15 protein-coding genes, 1 tRNA gene and 1 pseudogene are annotated in these 19,451 nt (G+C 50.0%); 9 read left to right on the forward strand and 8 right to left on the reverse strand.

The genetic code is table 11. From position 1 onward, the window contains the following. Nucleotides 1-849: ATP-binding domain-containing protein (locus ACTHUT_RS05960; RefSeq protein ID WP_440418700.1), on the forward strand; the 849-nt coding region annotated here is incomplete at its 5' end. 88 nt (nt 850-937) lie between these two features. After that, the gene (gene rtcR, locus ACTHUT_RS05965; protein ID WP_440385761.1) at nt 938-2,560 is read left to right on the forward strand and encodes an RNA repair transcriptional activator RtcR; all 1,623 of its coding nucleotides are present in this window, start codon (nt 938-940) and stop codon (nt 2,558-2,560) included. Nucleotides 2,561-2,674: 114 nt separating this feature from the next. Here the strand turns inward: rtcR and fghA are convergent, their stop codons facing one another. From fghA to pip, 4 genes and pseudogenes are all read right to left on the reverse strand, one after another. Continuing rightward, nucleotides 2,675-3,502, reverse strand: coding sequence for an S-formylglutathione hydrolase (fghA, locus tag ACTHUT_RS05970; RefSeq protein ID WP_440385760.1), 828 nt, complete (start codon nt 3,500-3,502; stop codon nt 2,675-2,677). 8 nt (nt 3,503-3,510) lie between these two features. After that, nucleotides 3,511-4,647 (reverse strand): S-(hydroxymethyl)glutathione dehydrogenase/class III alcohol dehydrogenase, encoded by a 1,137-nt coding sequence (locus ACTHUT_RS05975; protein WP_440385759.1) that lies wholly within the window; start codon nt 4,645-4,647, stop codon nt 3,511-3,513. A 93-nt stretch (nt 4,648-4,740) separates the two neighbouring features. Further along, a pseudogene (locus ACTHUT_RS05980) lies at nt 4,741-5,001 on the reverse strand (CRISPR-associated endonuclease Cas3''); the annotation flags it as partial. A 122-nt stretch (nt 5,002-5,123) separates the two neighbouring features. Then, nucleotides 5,124-6,053 (reverse strand): prolyl aminopeptidase, encoded by a 930-nt coding sequence (pip, locus tag ACTHUT_RS05985; protein WP_036491443.1) that lies wholly within the window; start codon nt 6,051-6,053, stop codon nt 5,124-5,126. A gap of 124 nt (nt 6,054-6,177) precedes the next feature. Between pip and yciA the strand changes: the two genes are divergently transcribed. Both yciA and ACTHUT_RS05995 read left to right on the forward strand, forming a co-directional pair. Beyond that, nucleotides 6,178-6,618 (forward strand): acyl-CoA thioester hydrolase YciA, encoded by a 441-nt coding sequence (gene yciA, locus ACTHUT_RS05990; RefSeq protein ID WP_036491440.1) that lies wholly within the window; start codon nt 6,178-6,180, stop codon nt 6,616-6,618. A gap of 240 nt (nt 6,619-6,858) precedes the next feature. Next, on the forward strand, nt 6,859-7,650 hold the full coding sequence (locus tag ACTHUT_RS05995; protein WP_440385758.1) for a formate/nitrite transporter family protein: 792 nt from the start codon (nt 6,859-6,861) through the stop codon (nt 7,648-7,650). Between the two features lie 216 nt (nt 7,651-7,866). Here the strand turns inward: ACTHUT_RS05995 and ACTHUT_RS06000 are convergent. Both ACTHUT_RS06000 and ACTHUT_RS06005 read right to left on the reverse strand, forming a co-directional pair. Further along, nucleotides 7,867-7,943 (reverse strand) — tRNA-Pro (locus tag ACTHUT_RS06000). A 154-nt stretch (nt 7,944-8,097) separates the two neighbouring features. Beyond that, nucleotides 8,098-9,621 (reverse strand): fumarate hydratase, encoded by a 1,524-nt coding sequence (locus tag ACTHUT_RS06005; protein ID WP_049323434.1) that lies wholly within the window; start codon nt 9,619-9,621, stop codon nt 8,098-8,100. 851 nt (nt 9,622-10,472) lie between these two features. Between ACTHUT_RS06005 and ACTHUT_RS06010 the strand changes: the two genes are divergently transcribed. The 5 genes from ACTHUT_RS06010 (at nt 10,473) to trkA (ending at nt 17,160) form a co-directional block, all read left to right on the forward strand. Beyond that, nucleotides 10,473-11,111, forward strand: coding sequence for a 2Fe-2S iron-sulfur cluster-binding protein (locus ACTHUT_RS06010; protein WP_063068720.1), 639 nt, complete (start codon nt 10,473-10,475; stop codon nt 11,109-11,111). Beyond that, nucleotides 11,111-12,739 carry an FAD-binding protein gene (locus tag ACTHUT_RS06015; RefSeq protein ID WP_070838242.1) on the forward strand — a complete coding sequence of 543 codons (1,629 nt, stop codon included), beginning with the start codon at nt 11,111-11,113 and terminating at the stop codon, nt 12,737-12,739. The genes ACTHUT_RS06010 and ACTHUT_RS06015 overlap by 1 nt, the downstream gene beginning before the upstream one ends. Beyond that, on the forward strand, nt 12,736-13,989 hold the full coding sequence (locus ACTHUT_RS06020; protein ID WP_440385757.1) for a complex I 51 kDa subunit family protein: 1,254 nt from the start codon (nt 12,736-12,738) through the stop codon (nt 13,987-13,989). The genes ACTHUT_RS06015 and ACTHUT_RS06020 overlap by 4 nt, the downstream gene beginning before the upstream one ends. Before the next feature lie 212 nt (nt 13,990-14,201). Beyond that, entirely contained in the window at nt 14,202-15,653 is a 1,452-nt protein-coding gene (locus ACTHUT_RS06025; protein WP_440385756.1) for a DASS family sodium-coupled anion symporter, read from the forward strand. A 94-nt stretch (nt 15,654-15,747) separates the two neighbouring features. Continuing rightward, nucleotides 15,748-17,160, forward strand: coding sequence for a Trk system potassium transporter TrkA (gene trkA / locus ACTHUT_RS06030; protein ID WP_440385755.1), 1,413 nt, complete (start codon nt 15,748-15,750; stop codon nt 17,158-17,160). A 77-nt stretch (nt 17,161-17,237) separates the two neighbouring features. Here the strand turns inward: trkA and lgt are convergent, their stop codons facing one another. Continuing rightward, a complete protein-coding gene (gene lgt, locus ACTHUT_RS06035) occupies nt 17,238-18,098 on the reverse strand; it encodes a prolipoprotein diacylglyceryl transferase (RefSeq protein ID WP_003746206.1) in 861 nt (286 codons plus the stop codon). A 74-nt stretch (nt 18,099-18,172) separates the two neighbouring features. Then, on the reverse strand, nt 18,173-19,303 hold the full coding sequence (locus ACTHUT_RS06040; protein WP_003746205.1) for a M14 family metallopeptidase: 1,131 nt from the start codon (nt 19,301-19,303) through the stop codon (nt 18,173-18,175). Nucleotides 19,304-19,451: the final 148 nt, after the last annotated feature.

The raw sequence follows: 19,451 nt of genomic DNA on the forward strand, positions 1-19,451 counted from the left end.
TTAAACGAATATCCACTGCAAGATGAGAAGCTACCTGAAAAGTCGGATAACCTTGCAGAGAGTCGTGAGGCAGAAATCCAAGCGTCGCCCATAGAAGACAACGGGTCGTCTGAAAACGGTAGTGGCACTGTTAACCGATATTCGTCTGCCTTTCTGAAAAGCTGGCTCTACGAGTATGTAGGTGATGAACATGAAACCCGTTCGGAAGGTATATTTCTAGGCACGGCGCACGCAGTCAAAGGGTTGGAGTTTAAGCACGTCTTCATTTTAGACGGCGGTTGGCAGGGAGTTGACGAAGCCGAACAGAGGCTTTATTACGTCGCTATGACTCGTGCCATAGAAACACTGACCCTACTGCAAACTACCCCAGAGCATCCTTGGATGGCAAAGCTACCTGATGATATTGAAAACGTGGCTCAAATCTTTACCGAATTACCTGATTTGAATACCGAATACAGACGTTTGGCGGCTTATCGAAACACGGCAGCCGAGGGAAAAACCGACAGCAAAAGTGATTTGGATATCGACTTCATCGTTTGTCACAACAATGTCGAAACTGTGAGACAACGCCTGTTTACTGCTGCGAAGCTGAAAAAAGACGATCCACTGGAAATGAAACGGACTGAGGATGGCAGATATATTTTCCTTTCTGATGATATTGAAGTTGCCCGTACCGTTAAATTACCACCGTTGCCGACAAAAACTACCGCCTATGCCAACACTTTCAGAGTACGTTATTTAGACGAAGTAGGAGAATCATTTCGCCAACGTATCCCAGAAAAAATCGGTACGAAAAAGCTGGAAAAATGGACGCTTGTTATTCCTATGTTAGTGATACCGCCTGAGTAAAAAGAGTTTTTCAGGCTATCTCAAACATGAAGAAGGCAGCTTGAATACAAGGCTGTCTGAGACTCGAACGGAATAAACGGAATAAAAGATGAGTAACAAAAAACAAGTCGCCGTCAGCTTTCTCGGTACGGTATTGGACAGTGGTTTCGGTCAAGGGCGTTGGCAGAAATGGCGGCCGAATGTCGCCATGAATCAGCGTCAGGATTTTCATCTTGACCGCATGGAGCTGTTTTATGCGGAAAAATACCGCGAGCTGGCGGATCATGTAAAAGCCGATATTCAGCAGGTGTCGCCGCACACGGTCGTCAATCTTGTACCTATGGAGCTGGCAAACCCGTGGGATTTCTCCGAGGTTTATACCAAACTGCATGATTGGGCAGCGAGCTATCCATTTGATACAGAAGAAGAAACTTATCTCACCCACATCACTACAGGTACACACGTTGCTCAAATCTGCCTGTTTTTATTGGTGGAATCTCGTCAAATCCCCGGCGTACTGTTACAAACCGCTCCGCCCAAAAATCAAAGACGCAGTATGGAGGACGGCAATGTCGGCAGTTATGAAATCATCGATTTAGACTTGGCTCGTTACGACGTACTTGCCGAACGCCTTGCCGCCGTACGCGATGACGCAGTGCGCTACCTGAAAAGCGGCATCTCCACCCAAAACGCCGCCTTCAACCGCATGATTGCCGAAATCGAACAGGTCGCACTCAACTCTCCTTCCCCCATTCTGCTTTCCGGCCCGACAGGCGCAGGTAAATCCATGCTGGCACGCAGGATTTTCGAATTGAAAAAAGCGCGCCATCTGATTAAAGGCACATTTGTCGATGTAAACTGCGCCACCCTTCGCGGCGACGGCGCAGCATCTGCCTTGTTCGGCCACAAAAAAGGCGCTTTTACCGGCGCGGCGGAAAAACGTGAAGGCTATCTAAAAACTGCCGACGGCGGTGTACTGTTTTTAGATGAAATCGGAGAATTGGGCTTGGACGAACAAGCCATGTTACTCAAAGCCATTGAGGAAAAACACTTTTATCCCGTCGGCAGCGACAGCGAAGTCAAAAGCGACTTCCAACTCATCGCCGGCACCAACCGCGACCTACGCCACGAAATCCGCGCCGGACGCTTCCGCGAAGACCTGTTTGCCCGCATCAATATTTGGAACTATCCGCTGCCCGCACTCGCCAACCGCCGCGAAGACATCGAGCCCAATGTCGAACACCAGCTCGCCCTAGCTTCACAGGAACTCGGCCGAACCACCCGCTTCAACAAAGAAGCCCTAGCCGCCTATCTCGACTTCGCCCACTCCAACCAAGCACCATGGCGCGGCAACTTCCGCGACCTAGCCGCCAGCATCATGCGCCTGGCCACACTCGCGCCGCAAGGCAGGATACAGGTAGAACAAGTCCAAGCCGAAATCGAACGCCTCAAATGGTTATGGTCGGAAGAACCCTTTTCAGACGGCCTCCTACATAACAGGCCGTCTGAAAAAGCACAAGACTACCCTGATAAAATCAATTGGGACACATTGGATTTGTTCGACAAACTGCAACTGCAACACGTCATCGACGAATGCCGCAAACACCCCAACATGGCTGCTGCCGGCCGTGCATTGTTCAACGTCTCCCGAACAGAAAGGGCAAAAGTCAATGACAGCGACCGATTAAGGAAATATTTACAGCGATTTGGATTGGAATGGGGAGATATTTAAATGAGAGTGAGCAAGCTAGCTCATTTTAATCGCATTATTTTTCATCATTTATAAAAAATAAAAGGCATCAATCCGATGCCTTTTTAATTTATTAAAACAAATTACTTCTTTGGTTTACTTCAAAAATGCCGCATGATAGGCAATATGCTCACCAATAAAACTGGCGATGAAGTAATAGCTATGATCGTAGCCTTTATGGAAGCGCACATCGACCGGTTGGTTTGCCGCACGGCAGGTTTCGACAAAATCTTCGGTACGCAATTGTGTTGGCAAAAACTCATCTTCCAAGCCCTGATCAATGCGCATACCTTGCACTTTATAGCCTTGTTGAATGAGCGAACTAGCATCATATTGCTGCCATTTTTCACGATCTTTCCCTAAATAGGCAGTAAAGGCTTTTTCTCCCCAAGGCACAAGGCTTGGCGACAAAATGGGCGAAAAGGCAGAGACACTTTGATAACGTTCCCAGTTTCGCAATGCCAATACCAATGCGCCGTGTCCGCCCATTGAATGCCCCATAATGGAACGTTTGCCGTTAGTAGGGAAATTTGCTTCAATTAGATCAGGCAATTCGTTCAAGACATAATCATACATCTGATAATTCGTCGCCCAAGGCTGCTCGGTCGCATTCAAATAAAAGCCTGCACCTTGCCCTAAATCGTAAGCAGCATCATTCGGCACTTGCTCTCCGCGAGGGCTGGTATCGGGCGCAACCACAATCACTTGATGTTCTGCCGCATAACGCTGAAAGCCTGATTTGGTAATGAAATTTTGTTCAGTGCACGTCAAGCCGGAAAGCCAATAAATCACACCAAGTGGTCGATTCTCTGGATTATCCGGCAAATAGACAGCAAATTTCATTTCGCATTGCAACGTTTGGGCATGGTGTGCCCAAACTTGCTGCAAACCGTCAAAAATTTGATGTTGTTCAATCAGTTTCATCGCGTACCTTAGTAATGAATAACAGCGCGGATCGATTTACCTTCGTGCATTAACTCAAAGGCTTCATTGATTTGATCGAGTGTCATTGTGTGGGTCACAAACGGTTCTAACTCAATGTCGCCTTTCATTGAGTCTTCCACCATTTTCGGCAGTTCAGAGCGGCCTTTCACGCCGCCAAATGCCGTGCCTTTCCAAACACGACCCGTTACCAACTGGAACGGACGCGTTGAAATTTCTTGTCCTGCACCCGCTACGCCGATAATAATGGATTGTCCCCAGCCACGGTGTGCGCTTTCTAATGCTTGACGCATTACATTTACATTACCGATACATTCAAAGGTATGGTCAATGCCCCATTTGTTGATATCTAACAACACATCTTTGATCGGTTTATCGTAATCGTTCGGGTTTAAACAATCCGTTGCACCAAACTGTTTTGCCAACTCGAATTTTGCAGGATTGGTATCAATAGCAATAATACGACCAGCTTTGGCTTGACGCGCACCTTGCACTACCGCCAAACCAATCGCCCCCAAACCAAACACGGCCACAGAGTCGCCTTCTTGCACTTTTGCTGTGTTATGTACCGCGCCAATACCTGTGGTAACGCCGCAGCCGAGCAAACATACATGTTCGTGGTTGGCTTCCGGGTTGATTTTTGCCAGTGAAACTTCGGCAACAACTGAGTATTCACTGAAAGTCGAACAGCCCATATAGTGATAAATCGGCTGACCTTGATAAGAAAAACGCGTCGTGCCGTCCGGCATTAAACCTTTACCTTGCGTATCACGCACTGAGACGCATAAGTTGGTTTTACCCGAACGACAAAACTCACATTCGCCACATTCCGCAGTGTAAAGCGGAATAACGTGATCACCCAGTTTTACACTTGACACACCTTCGCCCACAGCAACGACCACACCCGCACCTTCATGCCCAAGCACCACAGGGAATACGCCTTCAGGATCGCTTCCTGATAACGTAAATGCATCAGTATGGCACACGCCAGTATGAGTGTTACGGATTAACACCTCGCCTTTACGCGGCATTTCTACATCGATTTCCACAATTTGTAAGGGTTGATTTGGAGCGAATGCCACCGCCGCACGCGATTTGATGGTTGAATTGGTTTGTTTCGTTTCCATTATTTTTGCCTTTTAATTCATTAATAAAGTTATCTAGCCTAAGAAAGATAACCACAGTTTATACTTTGGAACCCACCCTGAAGCAAGCATTTTTGCAACTTTGGCTCCGGCAGTAGCATGATCGACTGATGGGCCACCATGCAATCGCTGATTAAAGAGTTCTGAATATTTCCCTAAATCGTGAAGTTGTCCCGTCTGGTAGGCAATTTCCTGTGCACCAAATACCCGAGCAAACTCCGCCGCTATTTCCCCAACATTGACCAAATGGCTTTGTAAGGTTTGCCAATGTTCGTAAGGTAAGAGATTGCCGAGTTCGTCTTGCGCGGAATGGGCGTAGTAAATTAGAGGTTTCATATTGAAATTCTAAAAAAATTCAAACTGATATCATGCAATGATAATATGATATTAAATTTAATATGTAAATAGAAAAAATGCCGTCTGAAACTTTTTCAGACGGCATTATTATTGTTTAACCTTTACAACTTGCTTCTAATATCCTCTACTGCTTTCACTAAGGCCTCGGAAAGTGAAGGATCAAAAGAAGAGTGGCCTGCTTGGACGATTCTCAATTCTGCCTCAGGGAAGGCTTGCGAGAGTTCCCATGCGCTTTGCATCGGGGTGCATAGGTCATAGCGGCCTTGGACAATGATGGTTGGGATATGGCGGATTTTGTCGATGTTTGCCAAGATGGCTTTATCGCCCTGCAGCCAGCCTTCGTTCACGAAGTAATGGTTTTCCATTCTTGCGATGGCAAGAGAGGCTTGCGGGTCTTCATCCACGTCTTTGGGTTCAAACTGAATAAGGTAGCTTTCCCAGTCTGCCCATGATTTGGCCGCTTTGAGGCGCGTGGCTTCATCTTCGCTGAACAGCATTTCATGGTAGGCTTTGATTAGGGCTTGGCGTTTGTTTTCGGCTACGGGGGCGATGAATTTTTGCCATTGAGCCGGATAAATTTGGCTGACGCCGCCTGCTTCGTTCAGCCATGCCATTTCAGACGGCCTGCACAGGAAAATACCGCGCAAAACTAAGCCACTGACGCGATCGGGATGGGTTTCGGCATAAGTCAGCGACAAGGTGCTGCCCCATGAACCGCCGAAAACCAGCCATTTTTGAATGCCGAGCATTTCGCGTACTTTTTCGATATCGGCAACCAAATCCCATGTGGTGTTGTCTTCGATACAGGCATAGGGTTTGGAACGTCCGCAGCCGCGTTGGTCGATGATGACGATGCGGAAATGTTCTGGATTGAAAAAGCCGCGACAGGCCGGTGATGCGCCTGCTCCGGGGCCGCCATGCAGGAAAATCACGGGGTGGCCATCAGGATTGCCTGACTCTTCCCAGTAGATTTCGTGAATGTCAGATACGCGTAAAAGGCCGCTATTTCGTGGTTCTTGAATCGGATGCATGAGCTTTCTCCTTTGTCTGATGAATATATTTAATTGTAACACTTTACCTGCTGATTTTTCAGACGGCCTACATAGGTTTAACGCCACAAATGGCGTAAAATACCACTTTTTGACAGGATTTTTTATGGCTGACAACAAACAAACCCATGCCGCACCCGAAGGACAACTTTTATTGCGTACGGTAGCCATGCCGCGCGATACCAACCCTAATCAGGACATCTTCGGCGGCTGGATTATGTCGCAAATGGATTTGGGCGGCGGTATTTTGGCGGCAGAAATCGCACAGGGACGCATTGTCACCGTGGCCGTTCAAGAAATGAATTTCATCAGACCGGTAAAGGTTGGCAATGTCGTATGCTGCTATGGTCATTGCGTACGCGTCGGCAATACTTCTTTGCAACTGAAAATCGAAGTGTGGGTGAAGACTTTGATGAACGATATGGTAACGGAAGACCGCCAACTGGTTACTGAAGCCGTATTCACTTACGTCGCCATCGATGCACAAGGTAATCCGCGCCCTATTCCACGCGAAGGCAATGCAAAGCTGGCTCATTTGTCAGTTTAAGAAATCAAAACCAGGCCGTCTGAAATTTCAATGTTCAGACGGCCTTTTTTAATATGGAGACAAAATGTAATAATATTTCTTTTGAGCTAAAACAAGGCGAAGTATCTGTTTTTTAGGTTTAATTCAGACTGATTGATAAGACAAAGGCCGTACATCGGCTCCCTATAACACCACTCTACCGCGACAGTTTGTACCACCTTTAAAACAACGTTTCCTCCTCAACCCACTTTAAGGAACATCATGGCTTCGCGCGATTTATACCCACAGGAAATTTTACAGGTTGTTCTCGACAAAAGCTGCGCCAAAGCACAATCCAGCATCCCCACACTGGCAATTTTGAGCATTTTGGCCGGCGGATACATCGGCTTCGGTTATCTTGCCTATTTAAAAGTAGTCAGCGGCATTCCGCACGAATGGGGCGGCGTTGCGACTTTACTCGGTGCCGCCGTGTTCCCAATCGCCTTGATTTGTATCCTGCTTGGCGGCGGCGAGCTGGTAACCAGCAACATGATGATTATGTCTTTAGGCAGATTGGCCGGACGGATTTCCTCTGAAATGCTGCTGCGAAACTGGGTTATCGTCTGCATGGGCAATTTGGTAGGCACGCTGGCGATGGCTTTTTTCCTTGGGTACTATGTCGGTATGATTGAAGGCAGCGTGGCAGAAAAAACCATTGCTGTGGCAGAAGCAAAAATCCATATGGATTTCGGCCGTGCTTTCGTATCGGCAGTCGCATGTAACTGGATGGTCTGCATGGGGGCATGGCTGCACTTTGCCGCTAAAAACACAACCGGACGAATGCTGGCCATTTGGTTCCCCGTCATGATTTTCGTATTAAACGGCTTCCAACACCTTGTCGCCAATATGTTCGTTATCCCGGCCGGCATTTTGGCAGGCGCAAACATTACTTGGGGGCAATTTTTCTTCAACATGATTCCCGTATTCCTGGGCAATGTCGTCGGTGGAGCATCCTTTGTCGGCGCATCGTATCTTTATACTTATAAAGACACGCTGAAAGATAGTGCCGAATAGACCTGCTTTAGAAACAACAAAACCTGCTTTTTTAAGCAGGTTTTTCGTTATTTTTCAGACGGCCTTTACTACAAAAATAATCATACTGTTCCACAAGGTTGCAAGATTTTTTTCAGCCTAATAGCCTATACCGAAGTGAGCAATCTATAATGAAACTTGAAGAGTAAAAACAAAAAGGACTTAACTGGAAAAACAGGTTAAGTCCTTAAAATCTTTTGGTCGGAGTGAAAGGATTCGAACCTTCGACCCCTTGCACCCCATGCAAGTGCGCTACCAGACTGCGCCACACTCCGACTCGATAAGCCATGAATTTTAGTTTCAAATACTGATTTTGACAAGTGTTTTTTAGGAAGGGAAATTTACTCGTTTGAAAACATTTGAATTATTTGTAAGCAAAAAAAGGCCGTCTGAAATCGTTCAGACGGCCTTTGATTATTCAGTCAAATATCAAGCTTCAACCGGGATAATACCGATTTTAGCCTGCCATTGTTTTGGCGCAATAGCGTGAACCGATTCGCCGTTGCTATCCACTGCAACGGTCACAGGCATGTCTTTGACTTCAAATTCGTAAATCGCTTCCATACCCAATTCTGGGAACGCCAAAACTTTAGATGCTTTAATGGCTTTGGCCACCAGATATGCCGCGCCGCCGACAGCCATCAGGTAAACGGCTTTGTTATCAGCAATGGCTTGGCAAGTCGCTGCGCCACGTTCGGATTTGCCGATCATACCTAGGAGGCCGGTTTGTTCAAGCATTTGGCGGGTAAATTTATCCATACGAGTGGAAGTAGTCGGACCGGCTGGGCCAACAACTTCGTCGCGGACTGGATCAACCGGGCCGACGTAGTAAATCAGTTTGTTGGTAAAATCCACCGGCAACTCTTCGCCTTTATTGAGCATGTCAACCAGACGTTTGTGCGCGGCATCGCGGCCGGTCAGGATTTTACCGTTCAGCAACAATACGTCGCCGGTTTTCCATGTAGCCACTTCTTCTTTGGTCAGATTGTTGACATCGACACGTTTGCCGTTATCCGGGCTGTAAGTCAGATCCGGCCAGTCTTCCAAAGACGGGGCTTCCAGTTTGGCCGGGCCTGAGCCGTCCAATTCAAATTCGATGTGGCGGGTTGCCGCGCAGTTTGGAATCATGGCAATCGGTTTGGAAGCCGCGTGGGTTGGGTAGTCAAGGATTTTGACATCCAGCACGGTGCTCAAGCCGCCCAAACCTTGTGCGCCAATACCCAAGGCATTTACTTTTTTGTAGAGTTCCAAGCGCAGGGCTTCGGTGGTAGACAATTCTGCACCGGAATCGGCTTTTTCTTTGAGCTCCTGAATATCGATATGGCTCATCAGGCTCTCTTTGGCCATCAACACTGCTTTTTCAGGCGTGCCGCCGATACCGATACCCAAGATGCCCGGAGGACACCAGCCTGCACCCATTTGAGGAACGGTTTTCAATACCCAATCAACGATACTGTCTGATGGGTTGAGCATGGCCACTTTGGTTTTGTTTTCAGAACCGCCGCCTTTGGCCGCGCAAGTAACCTCGACTTTGTCGCCTTTCACGATTTCCATGTGTACAACGGCAGGGGTGTTGTCTTTAGTATTTTGACGTTTGCCAGCCGGGTCGGCCAATACGGAGGCGCGCAGTTTGTTGTCAGGATAGGTATATGCGCGGCGTACGCCTTCGTTGACCATTTCCTGTACGCTCATCTCGGCATCCCACTGTACATCCATACCCACTTTCAAGAATACGGTCGCAATACCGGTATCCTGACAAATCGGACGATGGCCTTCGGCACACATACGGCTATTGACCAAAATCTGCGCCATTGCATCTTTGGCGGCAGGGTTCTCTTCTTTTTGGTAAGCCTTGTACAAAGCCTGAATGTAGTCTTTAGGATGGTAGTAGCTGATAAATTGGAAAGCGTCGAAAATACTTTGGATAAAGTCTTCTTGCTTGATGACGGTCATGATTGTGTTCCTTTTCGGGAGTCATGGTAGGAAGGGTTTGTTTATTTTTTAAGAGACCGATTTTTCAGACGGCCTTCAATAGTGTAATAGTGCTTTCAAATGAATAATCCAGACAATATCATTTTCATACTTCATTGATTTAATTAGAATTTAATAACATATTAAATCACTTGGTTATTGATAACCCATATCTACTGGCCATTCACTTACACAGAAATAAAACTACATTATTTTTAAACGATAACCTTATTGCCAGGCCATCTGAAATATTTGCCCTGCACATCTGAGTAAAAAATTTAGTAGCCTGTATTTAAAAGAGAACCATCCCCATTTCAGACGGCCATTTTATTTTTTAATACGATACACAATTGTAAAATTTATGTCATTCCCTCCCTCAACCTTCTTGACGGATGTCAAACTTATTTAATTTTATGAAATTTTATAACAGCCTTTTCGTTTGTTTACAAAATTAATATTATCTAATATATACAATAAGTTATATATTAAACCTTAAGATATAATAATGATTTCTACTAGCAAATATTAGATTATTTTTGCAAATATACTAAAAAGGTAATTTTCTTTTACCTTTAAAATCAAATATAAATGATTAATTTGTCTAAATAATAGGCATATTTTGTTTACAATTTCTTCCTTAAGCAAGGCTAATCCCTCCCTATCATCAAATCCAACAAATTCTGATACACTTCGCCTTATATAGATAAACATTGATTTTAAAAGAATTTCCGAGTAAATCACTTGGATATTTTCCTCATACGTAATAAATGTAATAAAAATACAATTAACCAAATTATCCACTATTCCAACTTCCAATTTCACAGGAACAAATCATGAGTGAAAATTTGTTAACCCTGACCATAGACGGCCACGAAGTCAAAGCTTCCGCCGATTCGTCAATCATCCAAGCCTATGCACGTTCGGGCAATGCGATTACTGCCAACGTCGGCTGCATGGGTCAAGGCGTATGCGGTTCCTGCCGCTGCATGATTCGTAAAGAAGGCGAGCGCGAAGTAACGACTGCACTGGCATGCGAGACCAAAGTCGAGGAAGGCATGCAGGTCAGCTTCTTGGACTACTTTATTCCTGAGCATATCCAATATTACGACGTGAGCGAGATTGGCGACGGCTGGAACTGGTTGGACGATACCGCCAAAGCCTTCCCTGAAGCGCAAAACTGCCGTCATTGCGGCGGCTGCAACCGCGCCTGTCCTAAAGGTTTACAAGTGGAAAACGGCGTAGCACAGGTAGTTTCCGGTGATTTCGGCGCGGCTGCACTGACCTTCGACCAATGCGTGATGTGCAACCTCTGCACCCTCTCCTGCCCAGAACACATCCGTCCGAACCACTTGGGCCTGTTCGCCCGCCGCATGAAAGCGGCGCGTACGTTGCGTCCGGTGGATTTGATGCGCCGCCTGCGCGAAATCGACAGTGGCAAAATGAAAGTCGAATTTGAAGAGGAGTCAGTGTGATGGCTAACAAAATCCAAGGCATAGACTACGAAACCGCCCTTGCCAATCTGCGTGCGTCCTCATTGGAACTGCGTGGCGATTTACCTGAAAAAAACGAATTGCTGAGCCAGTTTCACCCCGACTATCAAGCCGATGCGCGTGTGAAACTGCCTATCGGCCCGAACCAAGGCGATTACTGCCACCCTGACCTGGCCAAACTCTTAATCAGTCAGCCTCTGATTGACGACTATGATTTGTCTGGTGCAGAACACCTGAACACCGACGTCTTGGTGATCGGCGGCGGCGGTGCAGGTGCGGCGGCGGCATTGTCTGCGACTGAAGCCGGCGCACGCGTCATCATGGCAAACAAGCTGCGTATCGGCGACAGCAATACCGTGATGGCCGAAGGCGGCATTCAGGCGGCAGTCGGCGCGGAAGACAGCCTGCAGCAACACTTTGACGACACCATCAAAGGCGGCCACAACGCAGGCAAAAAAGAATTGGTGGCACAAATGGTTACCGACGCGCCGTCCGCCATCCGCTGGCTGATTGGCTTGGGCATGACTTTCGACCTTGCCAAAGGCGCGGACAGCAACGGCATGTTGAGCCGCAAACGTGCAGGCGGTACAACCGTACCGCGTATTTTGAGCTACCGCGACTTTACCGGCCTCGAAATGATGCGCGTACTGCGCGAAGCAGTCGAACTCGACGAAAACATCACCCAGCTCAACCGCCACCCCGCCATCGAATTATTATCAGACGAACACGGCCGCTGCGTCGGCGCGATTTTGTACGATTTGGAAAAACGCTCTTTGGTATTGGTTCACGCCAAAGCCGTGGTCTTGGCAACCGGCGGCAGCGGACGCCTGCACTTGCAAGGTTTTGCCACTTCCAACCACTATGGCGCGACTGCAGACGGCCTGGTAATGGCTTACCGTATCGGCGCGAAACTGCGCGATGTCGACTCTTTCCAATACCACCCGACTGGCGTCGCCCATCCGCCACACTTGGCAGGCGCGCTGATTTCTGAAGCCGTCCGCTCTGCAGGCACCAAACTGGTCAACGGTTTGGGCGAGCGTTTTGTTGACGAATTGCAGCCGCGCGACGTCGTTGCTGCCGCCATCCTGCGCGAGTGTCGCGAAGGCCGCGGCGTGGTGCGCGACGGTCAAGTCGGCGTGTTCCTCGACACCCCGCGCCTGATTGCCAACGACCCCGACGTGTTGAACCGTTTGGTAACACTCGGCCACGTCGCCCACAAATGCGGCATCGACCCTGCTGTTGAGCCGATGATGATTCATCCGACCCTTCACTATCAAAACGGCGGCATCGAAATCAACGGCGACGGCGCGACTTGCGTGGAAGGCCTCTATTGCGCCGGCGAAGTAACCGGCGGTATCCACGGCCGCAACCGCCTGATGGGCAACGCACTTCTGGACATCATCAGCTTCGGCCGCCGTGCCGGTAAAGCCGCGGCAAATTGCGGCCTGCCGCTGAAAAAAGTACGCGGCGGTGTCGGCCACGTCCACGACCTGCAACGCGAAATGACCCGCGCCGGTCTGACCAGCGACATCAAAGCCCCCGTTTTATATCCCGACTACGGCAAATTCGATTTGCGCGAACACGCCGGTTTGCAGGAGCAACAATCATGAATCAAGCCAATCAAAACTTACTGCACCCTTCCCGCCAAGTCGGCGCGGATTTGGCCGCGTGGCGCAAAGTCGGCGGCGGCGAAGGCCTGCTGGCGGCACTTGCCGATCCTCAAAGCATCGTTTCCAAGCTGCAAGACGCCAACCTCTGCGGCATGGGCGGCGCAGGTTTCCCGACTTGGCGCAAATGGGAGGCAGCCGTCGCAGCCCAAAGCAAACACGGCGACAAATACGTCGTCTGTAACGCCAACGAAGACGAACCGGGTACGTTCAAAGACCGCGTATTGCTGGCGAAAACGCCGCACCAAGTTATCGAGGGCGTACTGATTGCCGCCGTCGCCTGCCGCGCCAACAAAGCGATTATGTATGTCAACCCGCACCAGACCGAATCCGTCGCCGCCATCGTGCCCGCCATCGAGCAATGGAAAAAAAGCGATTTGTTCATCCGCATCGAAAACTATCTGGGCAAACCTTTGGATTTGCAGCTGGTTGAAACTTCGGGCCGTTATATCGGCGGCGAAGAAACCGCTGTCATTTCATGGTTGGAAGGCGGCTTCCCCTTCCCTCGCCGCAAACCGCCTTTCCCTGCCGAAAGCGGTGTCAACGGTGAACCGACCCTAATCAACAACACCGAAACCTTCGCCAATATTCCGCAAATCCTTGCCAAAGGCGCGGAATGGTACAAATCGCTGGGGTTGGGCGATGCCGCAGGTACGAAACTCTACTCGCTCTCCGGCGACGTATTGAATCCTGGCCTGTACGAGCTGCCGATGGGTACAACGCTGAAATCACTGATTTTCGATCACGGCGGCGGTATGCTTGAAGGCCGCACGTTTAAAGCCGTCTTCACTGGCGGTCCATCAAACACGCTTCTGACTGCCAAAGATTTGGATGTGCCATTGGACTTCGTTTCCGTGCGCGAACGCAAATCCAGCCTCGGTACGGGTGCGATGATTGTGATTTCCGAAGGCACGAGTGTAGTGCGTAAAGTCTCTGAATATGTGGAGTTTTTTGCTGCCAACTCATGCGGACAGTGCCCGCCGTGCAAAGGCGGCACGTTCCAACTTTCCCGCCTGCTCAACCGCGTGGATACCGGTATCGGCACTCCCGACGACCTGCGCGCCTTGCAAAGCCTGTGCCAACTGCTGCCCCGAAGCGGCCGTTGCGGTTTGATTGACGGCGCGGTAACGGTTCTGCAAAGTTCGCTGCGTACCTTCCCCGAAGAGTACGGCCTGCCGGCGGAGCAGGAGTAAATCGGTATTGTTTTCAGACGGCCTATTACTGTAAAGGCCGTCTGAAAAACGATACCCGCCCCCCTTTCTCTTCTTTCTAAGATAGAAAAGAAACCCATTAAGAAAAATACCTTCCGAACCTACCAAAATACGTTCAGACGGCCTTAAGCAACACTCAGGCCGTCTGAAAACCGATTTCCCAATTCTTTAATCCTCAAATTAGGAGATTCAACATGGGCTTCAAGCCAATTCCTGCTGCGGTCGCACTTGTGCTGACGCTGCTTATCTGGTTCGTTATCCCCGTTCCTCAAGGCGTATCGCCTGACGCATGGCATCTTTTGGCATTGTTCGTCGGCATCATCGCCGGCATCATCGGCAAAGCCATGCCCATCGGTGCCATGGCAATTTTGGGCATTACCTTGGTTGCACTGACCGGCGTGACCAACGAAAAAGCCGCCGATGCAACCAAAGACGCTTTGAGCAGCCTCAACAACTCGCTCATCTGGATGATCGGTATCGCTATCATCATTTCACGCGGCCTGTTGAAAACCGGCTTGGGTATGCGTATCGGCTACCTCTTGATTTCCCTCTTCGGCAAACGCACGCTGGGCGTTGGTTACAGCTTGGCGCTGGCCGACTTGGTCATCGGTCCGGTAACGCCGAGTAATACTGCGCGCGGCGGTGCCATCGTGCATCCGATTATGAAATCCATTGCCTTGAGCTTCGACTCCGACCCAGAAAAAGGGACGGAAGGCAAAATCGGTAAATACCTTTCACTGGTCAACTTCCACTCCAATGTAATTACCTGTCTGATTTTTATCACCGCCACCGCACCTAATCCGCTGGTGGTCGAATTGGTTGCCAAAGCCACCAATTCGGAGATCCAACTCTCTTGGGGTACTTGGTTCTTGGCAATGGTCGTACCCGGCCTGATTGCTATGCTGCTGATGCCGCTGGTGCTGTATTTCCTGTATCCGCCTGAAATCAAACAGACCCCCAACGCCACTGCATTGGCAAAAGAGCATTTGGCTGCCATGGGGCCGATGAAGCATGAAGAAAAAATCATGCTGGGTATTTTCTTAGTTCTGCTGCTGTTGTGGGCGGGTATTCCTGAAATGCTGTTCGGCGTGAAAGTGGACGCTACCGCCACCACCTTCCTCGGCTTGAGCCTGTGCCTTTTGACCGGCGTACTGACTTGGGACGACGCGCTGAAAGAAAAAAGCGCGTGGGATACCATCGTCTGGTTCGCGGCCTTGGTGATGATGGCAAACTTCCTCAACAAACTGGGCCTCATCAGCTGGTTGTCCGACTCCATGCAAAGCGGTATCGCCCACATGGGCTTGGGTTGGGAAGCCGGTTGCGCCCTGTTGATGCTGGCCTACCTCTACGCCCACTACGTTTTCGCCAGCGGTACGGCACACGTTACCGCCATGTTCGGCGCATTCTACGGCGCAGGCTTGGCCTTGGGCGCGCCACCGATGCTGTTTGCCCTGATTATGGCAGCCGCTACCGGCATCATGATGTCGCTGACCCACTACGCCACCGGTTCCGCACCTGTCATTTACGGCTCAAACTACGTCAACATGACCGAATGGTGGAAAGCCGGCTTCATCATGAGCGTGGTCGAAATCCTGATTTTCAGCACTGTCGGCATCTTGTGGTGGAAAGCCTTGGGCTATTGGTAATCCTTTAGCCGATTGAAAAATCAGGCCGTCTGAAACTCCAATTTCAGACGGCCTTTTGTTACAATTTCATTTTTACCAAACACACTCGATTACCGTGAAAATACTCATTCTCGGCAGCGGCCAAGTCGGCTCGACCGTCGCCCAAAACCTCGCCTCCGTTCCCAGCAACGACGTTATCATCATCGACATCGACGAAAAAGCGCTCAACCGCATCAGCAGCCGCCTCGATGTCCAAACCATCGTCGGCAACGGCGCATCGCCCTTTACCCTCGAACAGGCAGGCGCGGCAGATTCCGACCTCCTGCTTGCCCTGACCCGCAGCGACGAAACCAACATTGTCGCCTCCAAAATCGCCGCCGACCTATTTAACATCCCCAGCCGCATCGCACGCGTGCGCTCAAGCGAATACCTTGAATACCCGGTTGCCGGCAGCGACAACCCCGAAGAAGGCAGCCTCAACATCTTCGGCATTACCGAAACCATCAGCCCCGAACAACTGGTTACTGAACAACTCGTCGGCCTGCTCAACTACACCAGCTCATTGCAGGTACTCAGTTTTGCCAACGATAAAGTGCGCATGGTGATTGTTCAAGCCCGCAAAGGCGGTTTGCTGATCGGCCGTGAAATTGCCGACATCAACCAACATCTGCTCGAAGGCGTGGACTGCCAAATCTGCGCCATCTACCGCAACAACCGCCTGATCGTCCCTACCCCGCAAACCGTCATCATCGAAGGCGATGAAGTCCTGTTTGCCGCCGACATCAACAGCGTGGAAGCCATCATGCGCGAATTACGTCCGAAAGAAGCGCGCACCCGCCGCATCATGATCGCCGGCGGCGGCAACATCGGCTACCGCCTCGCCAAGCAGCTCGAGTCCAAATACGACATCAAAATCATCGAATACAAACCCCACCGTGCCGAATGGCTGGCCGAAAATCTAGACAACACCCTCGTCCTGCAAGGTTCCGCCACCGACGAAACCCTGCTGGACGAAGAATACATCGACGAAATCGACGTCTTCTGCGCGCTGACCAACGACGACGAAAACAACATCATGTCCAGCCTGTTGGCAAAAAACCTTGGTGCCAAACGCGTAATCACCATCGTCAACCGCTCAAGCTACGTCGATTTGCTCGAAGGCAACAAAATCGATATCGTCGTTTCCCCCCACCTGATTACCATCGGCTCCATCCTCGCCCACATCCGCCGCGGCGACATCGTTGCCGTCCACCCTCTGCGCCGCGGCACGGCCGAAGCCATCGAAGTGGTGGTACATGGCGATAAAAACACTTCCGCCATCGTCGGCCGCCGCATCAGCGGCATCAAATGGCCGAGCGACTGCTACATCGCCGCCATCGTCCGCGGCGCAACCGGCGAGGTCATCATGGGACACCACACCGAAACCATCCTCCAAGACGGCGACCACATTATCTTCTTCGTCTCACGCCGCCGCGTCCTGCCGGAGTTGGAAAAACTCATTCAAGTCAAAATGGGCTTTTTCGGTTAAGCCTAAAATCCATTTGCTTGAAGCCATAAAAAGGCCGTCTGAAAACCTTTTCAGACGGCCTTTATTCATTGTTTTATTTACGCTTTGGCAACACTGTTTTTACGGCCAAACCAAACAAAACCAATCACGCCCAATACAATCATCGGCACGCTCAACCATTGACCCATGGACAAACCCAAGGTCAACAGGCCGAGATAGTCGTCAGGCTGGCGGGCAAATTCTGCAATAAAGCGGAACAATCCGTAACCGCCCAAGAACAATGCTGCCGTTTGTCCGGCCGGACGCGGTTTTTTCGAGAAAATCCAAACGATAACAAACAGGCAAATGCCTTCAAGGGCAAACTGGTAAAGCTGAGACGGATGGCGCGGCAACATGCCGTATTGTTGCAGCCATTCAGCCCACAAAGGATTGTGTGCCGCGGCTTCCGCATCTTCGTAACGCGCTTGGGGGAAACCCATCGCCCAGAAAGCATTGAGTTCGGTCACACGTCCCCAAAGTTCGCCGTTGATAAAGTTGCCGATACGGCCGGAAGCCAAGCCCAGCGGTACGAGCGGTGCAACGGTATCCATCAATTTTAAAATGCTGATGTTATGCTTACGGCCAAACAGCCACATGGCAACGACCACACCCAAAAAGCCGCCGTGAAACGACATGCCGCCTTCCCACACTTTGAAAATATCCAACGGGTTGGCCAAATAGTCGGAAAATTTATAAAACAAAACGTAGCCGATACGGCCGCCCAAGATGACGCCCAAGATACCCCAAGTCAGGAAATCGTCGAGTGTTTCTTTGGTAAACACAGAATTGCCCTGCGCGATACGGCGGCGGCCCAAAATCGTAAACAGGATAAAGCCGACAATATAGCTCAAGGCATACCAGCGGATGGCAAGCGGGCCGATGCTGATCAGCACCGGATCAAACTGGGGATGTATCATCATAATGTATGTTCCTTATCTCAAAGGCCGTCTGAAAGCCTGAACTTTCAGACGGCCTGTATGCAGTGTTAGGCGGTTTAACGCAAATCGCCAACCACATTCAAAATAGCAGACAACATGGCCTCGCCCAAGCGCAGCGAGCGTTGGCCGTTCCAGCCGAAATCGTCGTCCGGCAGGTTGGCATTGTCTTTAAACGGCATTTCCAAAGTATAGGCAAGGCAGTTGAAATGATTGCCAACCCAGTTGGTCGCCAAAGTCATATTTGCCTGACCCGGCGCATCTTTGTCATAGCCGTAATCGTCTTGGAAATCTGGGCTGGCATTGAGCAGCGCGAGTTTGAATTGGTCTTCCAAGGCTTCGATGCGCTCGTTGTAGTTCGGCACGCCTTCGGTACCGGCCACAAAGACAAACGGCAGGCCTTCATCGCCGTGAATATCCAAGAACAAATCCACGCCGGTTTCCATCATTTTTTCGCGCACGGTAAAGACTTCGGGGCTTCGCTCCAAAGTCGGGTTTTCCCATTCGCGGTTAAGGTTGGCGCCGGCGGCATTGGTGCGCAAATTACCCAAAACCGAACCGTCCGGATTCATATTCGGCACAATGTAGAAAGTCGCACGGTCAAGCAACATGCGCGCGGTCGGATCTTGCGGATCAAGTAGGCGGCCCAGCAAACCTTCGACAAACCATTCCGCCATGGTTTCGCCCGGATGTTGACGGGCGATAATCCAGACTTTCATGTCGCTTTCGACTTGGTTGCCGATGGTCAAAAGATTAATATCACGGCCTTGAACGGTACTGCCCAAGTCGTCGATACGGCACAAGCCGCTGCCCTGCGCATCGCCCAAAAGGTTCAAATGCTGCTCGTTGGAATAAGGCTCGAAATAAGCGTAGTAAACGCTGTTGGACAAAGGCGTATGGTTGATGGTCAACACACCGTTTTCATAGCTGGTCGGCACGCGGAACCAATTTTGGCGGTCGTAAGAGGCGCAAGCCTGATAGTCCTCCCAGCCCAAAGGATACGCAGCGTCCGCCGCATTTTCAAAATGCATCACGCAGTTTTGATAGGCCGCACCCTGCAAACGGAAGTAAAACCATTGGGCAAACTCCGAAGCATTGTCGGGACGCAGGGCGAGACGGATATCGGCAGGGTTGCTCAAATCTTTGACAACGACCGAACCGGCATCGAATTGGGTGCTGATTTTCATCATGGGTATCCTTAGTAATCGGCAAAGAGGCCGAAGCAAACCGTCATTTTACCGTTTGCATGAGGCTGGTTTCAACCATTTAACTGATTTAACAGGATTTCAAGCGCTTGGAAATATTGTTTCAGACGGCCTTTGGGATTAAGATAAAGGC

This window comes from Neisseria sp. P0022.S010, from assembly GCF_051956635.1.

Coding starts and splice junctions, on each gene's coding strand:
- yciA (WP_036491440.1), top strand. CDS start 6,178: ATGGCTGACAACAAACAAACCCATGCCGCACCCGAAGGACAACTTTTA.
- ACTHUT_RS06015 (WP_070838242.1), top strand. CDS start 11,111: ATGGCTAACAAAATCCAAGGCATAGACTACGAAACCGCCCTTGCCAAT.
- ACTHUT_RS06010 (WP_063068720.1), top strand. CDS start 10,473: ATGAGTGAAAATTTGTTAACCCTGACCATAGACGGCCACGAAGTCAAA.
- ACTHUT_RS05975 (WP_440385759.1), bottom strand. CDS start 4,647: ATGGAAACGAAACAAACCAATTCAACCATCAAATCGCGTGCGGCGGTG.
- fghA (WP_440385760.1), bottom strand. CDS start 3,502: ATGAAACTGATTGAACAACATCAAATTTTTGACGGTTTGCAGCAAGTT.
- ACTHUT_RS06005 (WP_049323434.1), bottom strand. CDS start 9,621: ATGACCGTCATCAAGCAAGAAGACTTTATCCAAAGTATTTTCGACGCT.
- ACTHUT_RS06025 (WP_440385756.1), top strand. CDS start 14,202: ATGGGCTTCAAGCCAATTCCTGCTGCGGTCGCACTTGTGCTGACGCTG.
- ACTHUT_RS06040 (WP_003746205.1), bottom strand. CDS start 19,303: ATGATGAAAATCAGCACCCAATTCGATGCCGGTTCGGTCGTTGTCAAA.
- ACTHUT_RS06020 (WP_440385757.1), top strand. CDS start 12,736: ATGAATCAAGCCAATCAAAACTTACTGCACCCTTCCCGCCAAGTCGGC.
- ACTHUT_RS05995 (WP_440385758.1), top strand. CDS start 6,859: ATGGCTTCGCGCGATTTATACCCACAGGAAATTTTACAGGTTGTTCTC.
- rtcR (WP_440385761.1), top strand. CDS start 938: ATGAGTAACAAAAAACAAGTCGCCGTCAGCTTTCTCGGTACGGTATTG.
- lgt (WP_003746206.1), bottom strand. CDS start 18,098: ATGATGATACATCCCCAGTTTGATCCGGTGCTGATCAGCATCGGCCCG.
- pip (WP_036491443.1), bottom strand. CDS start 6,053: ATGCATCCGATTCAAGAACCACGAAATAGCGGCCTTTTACGCGTATCT.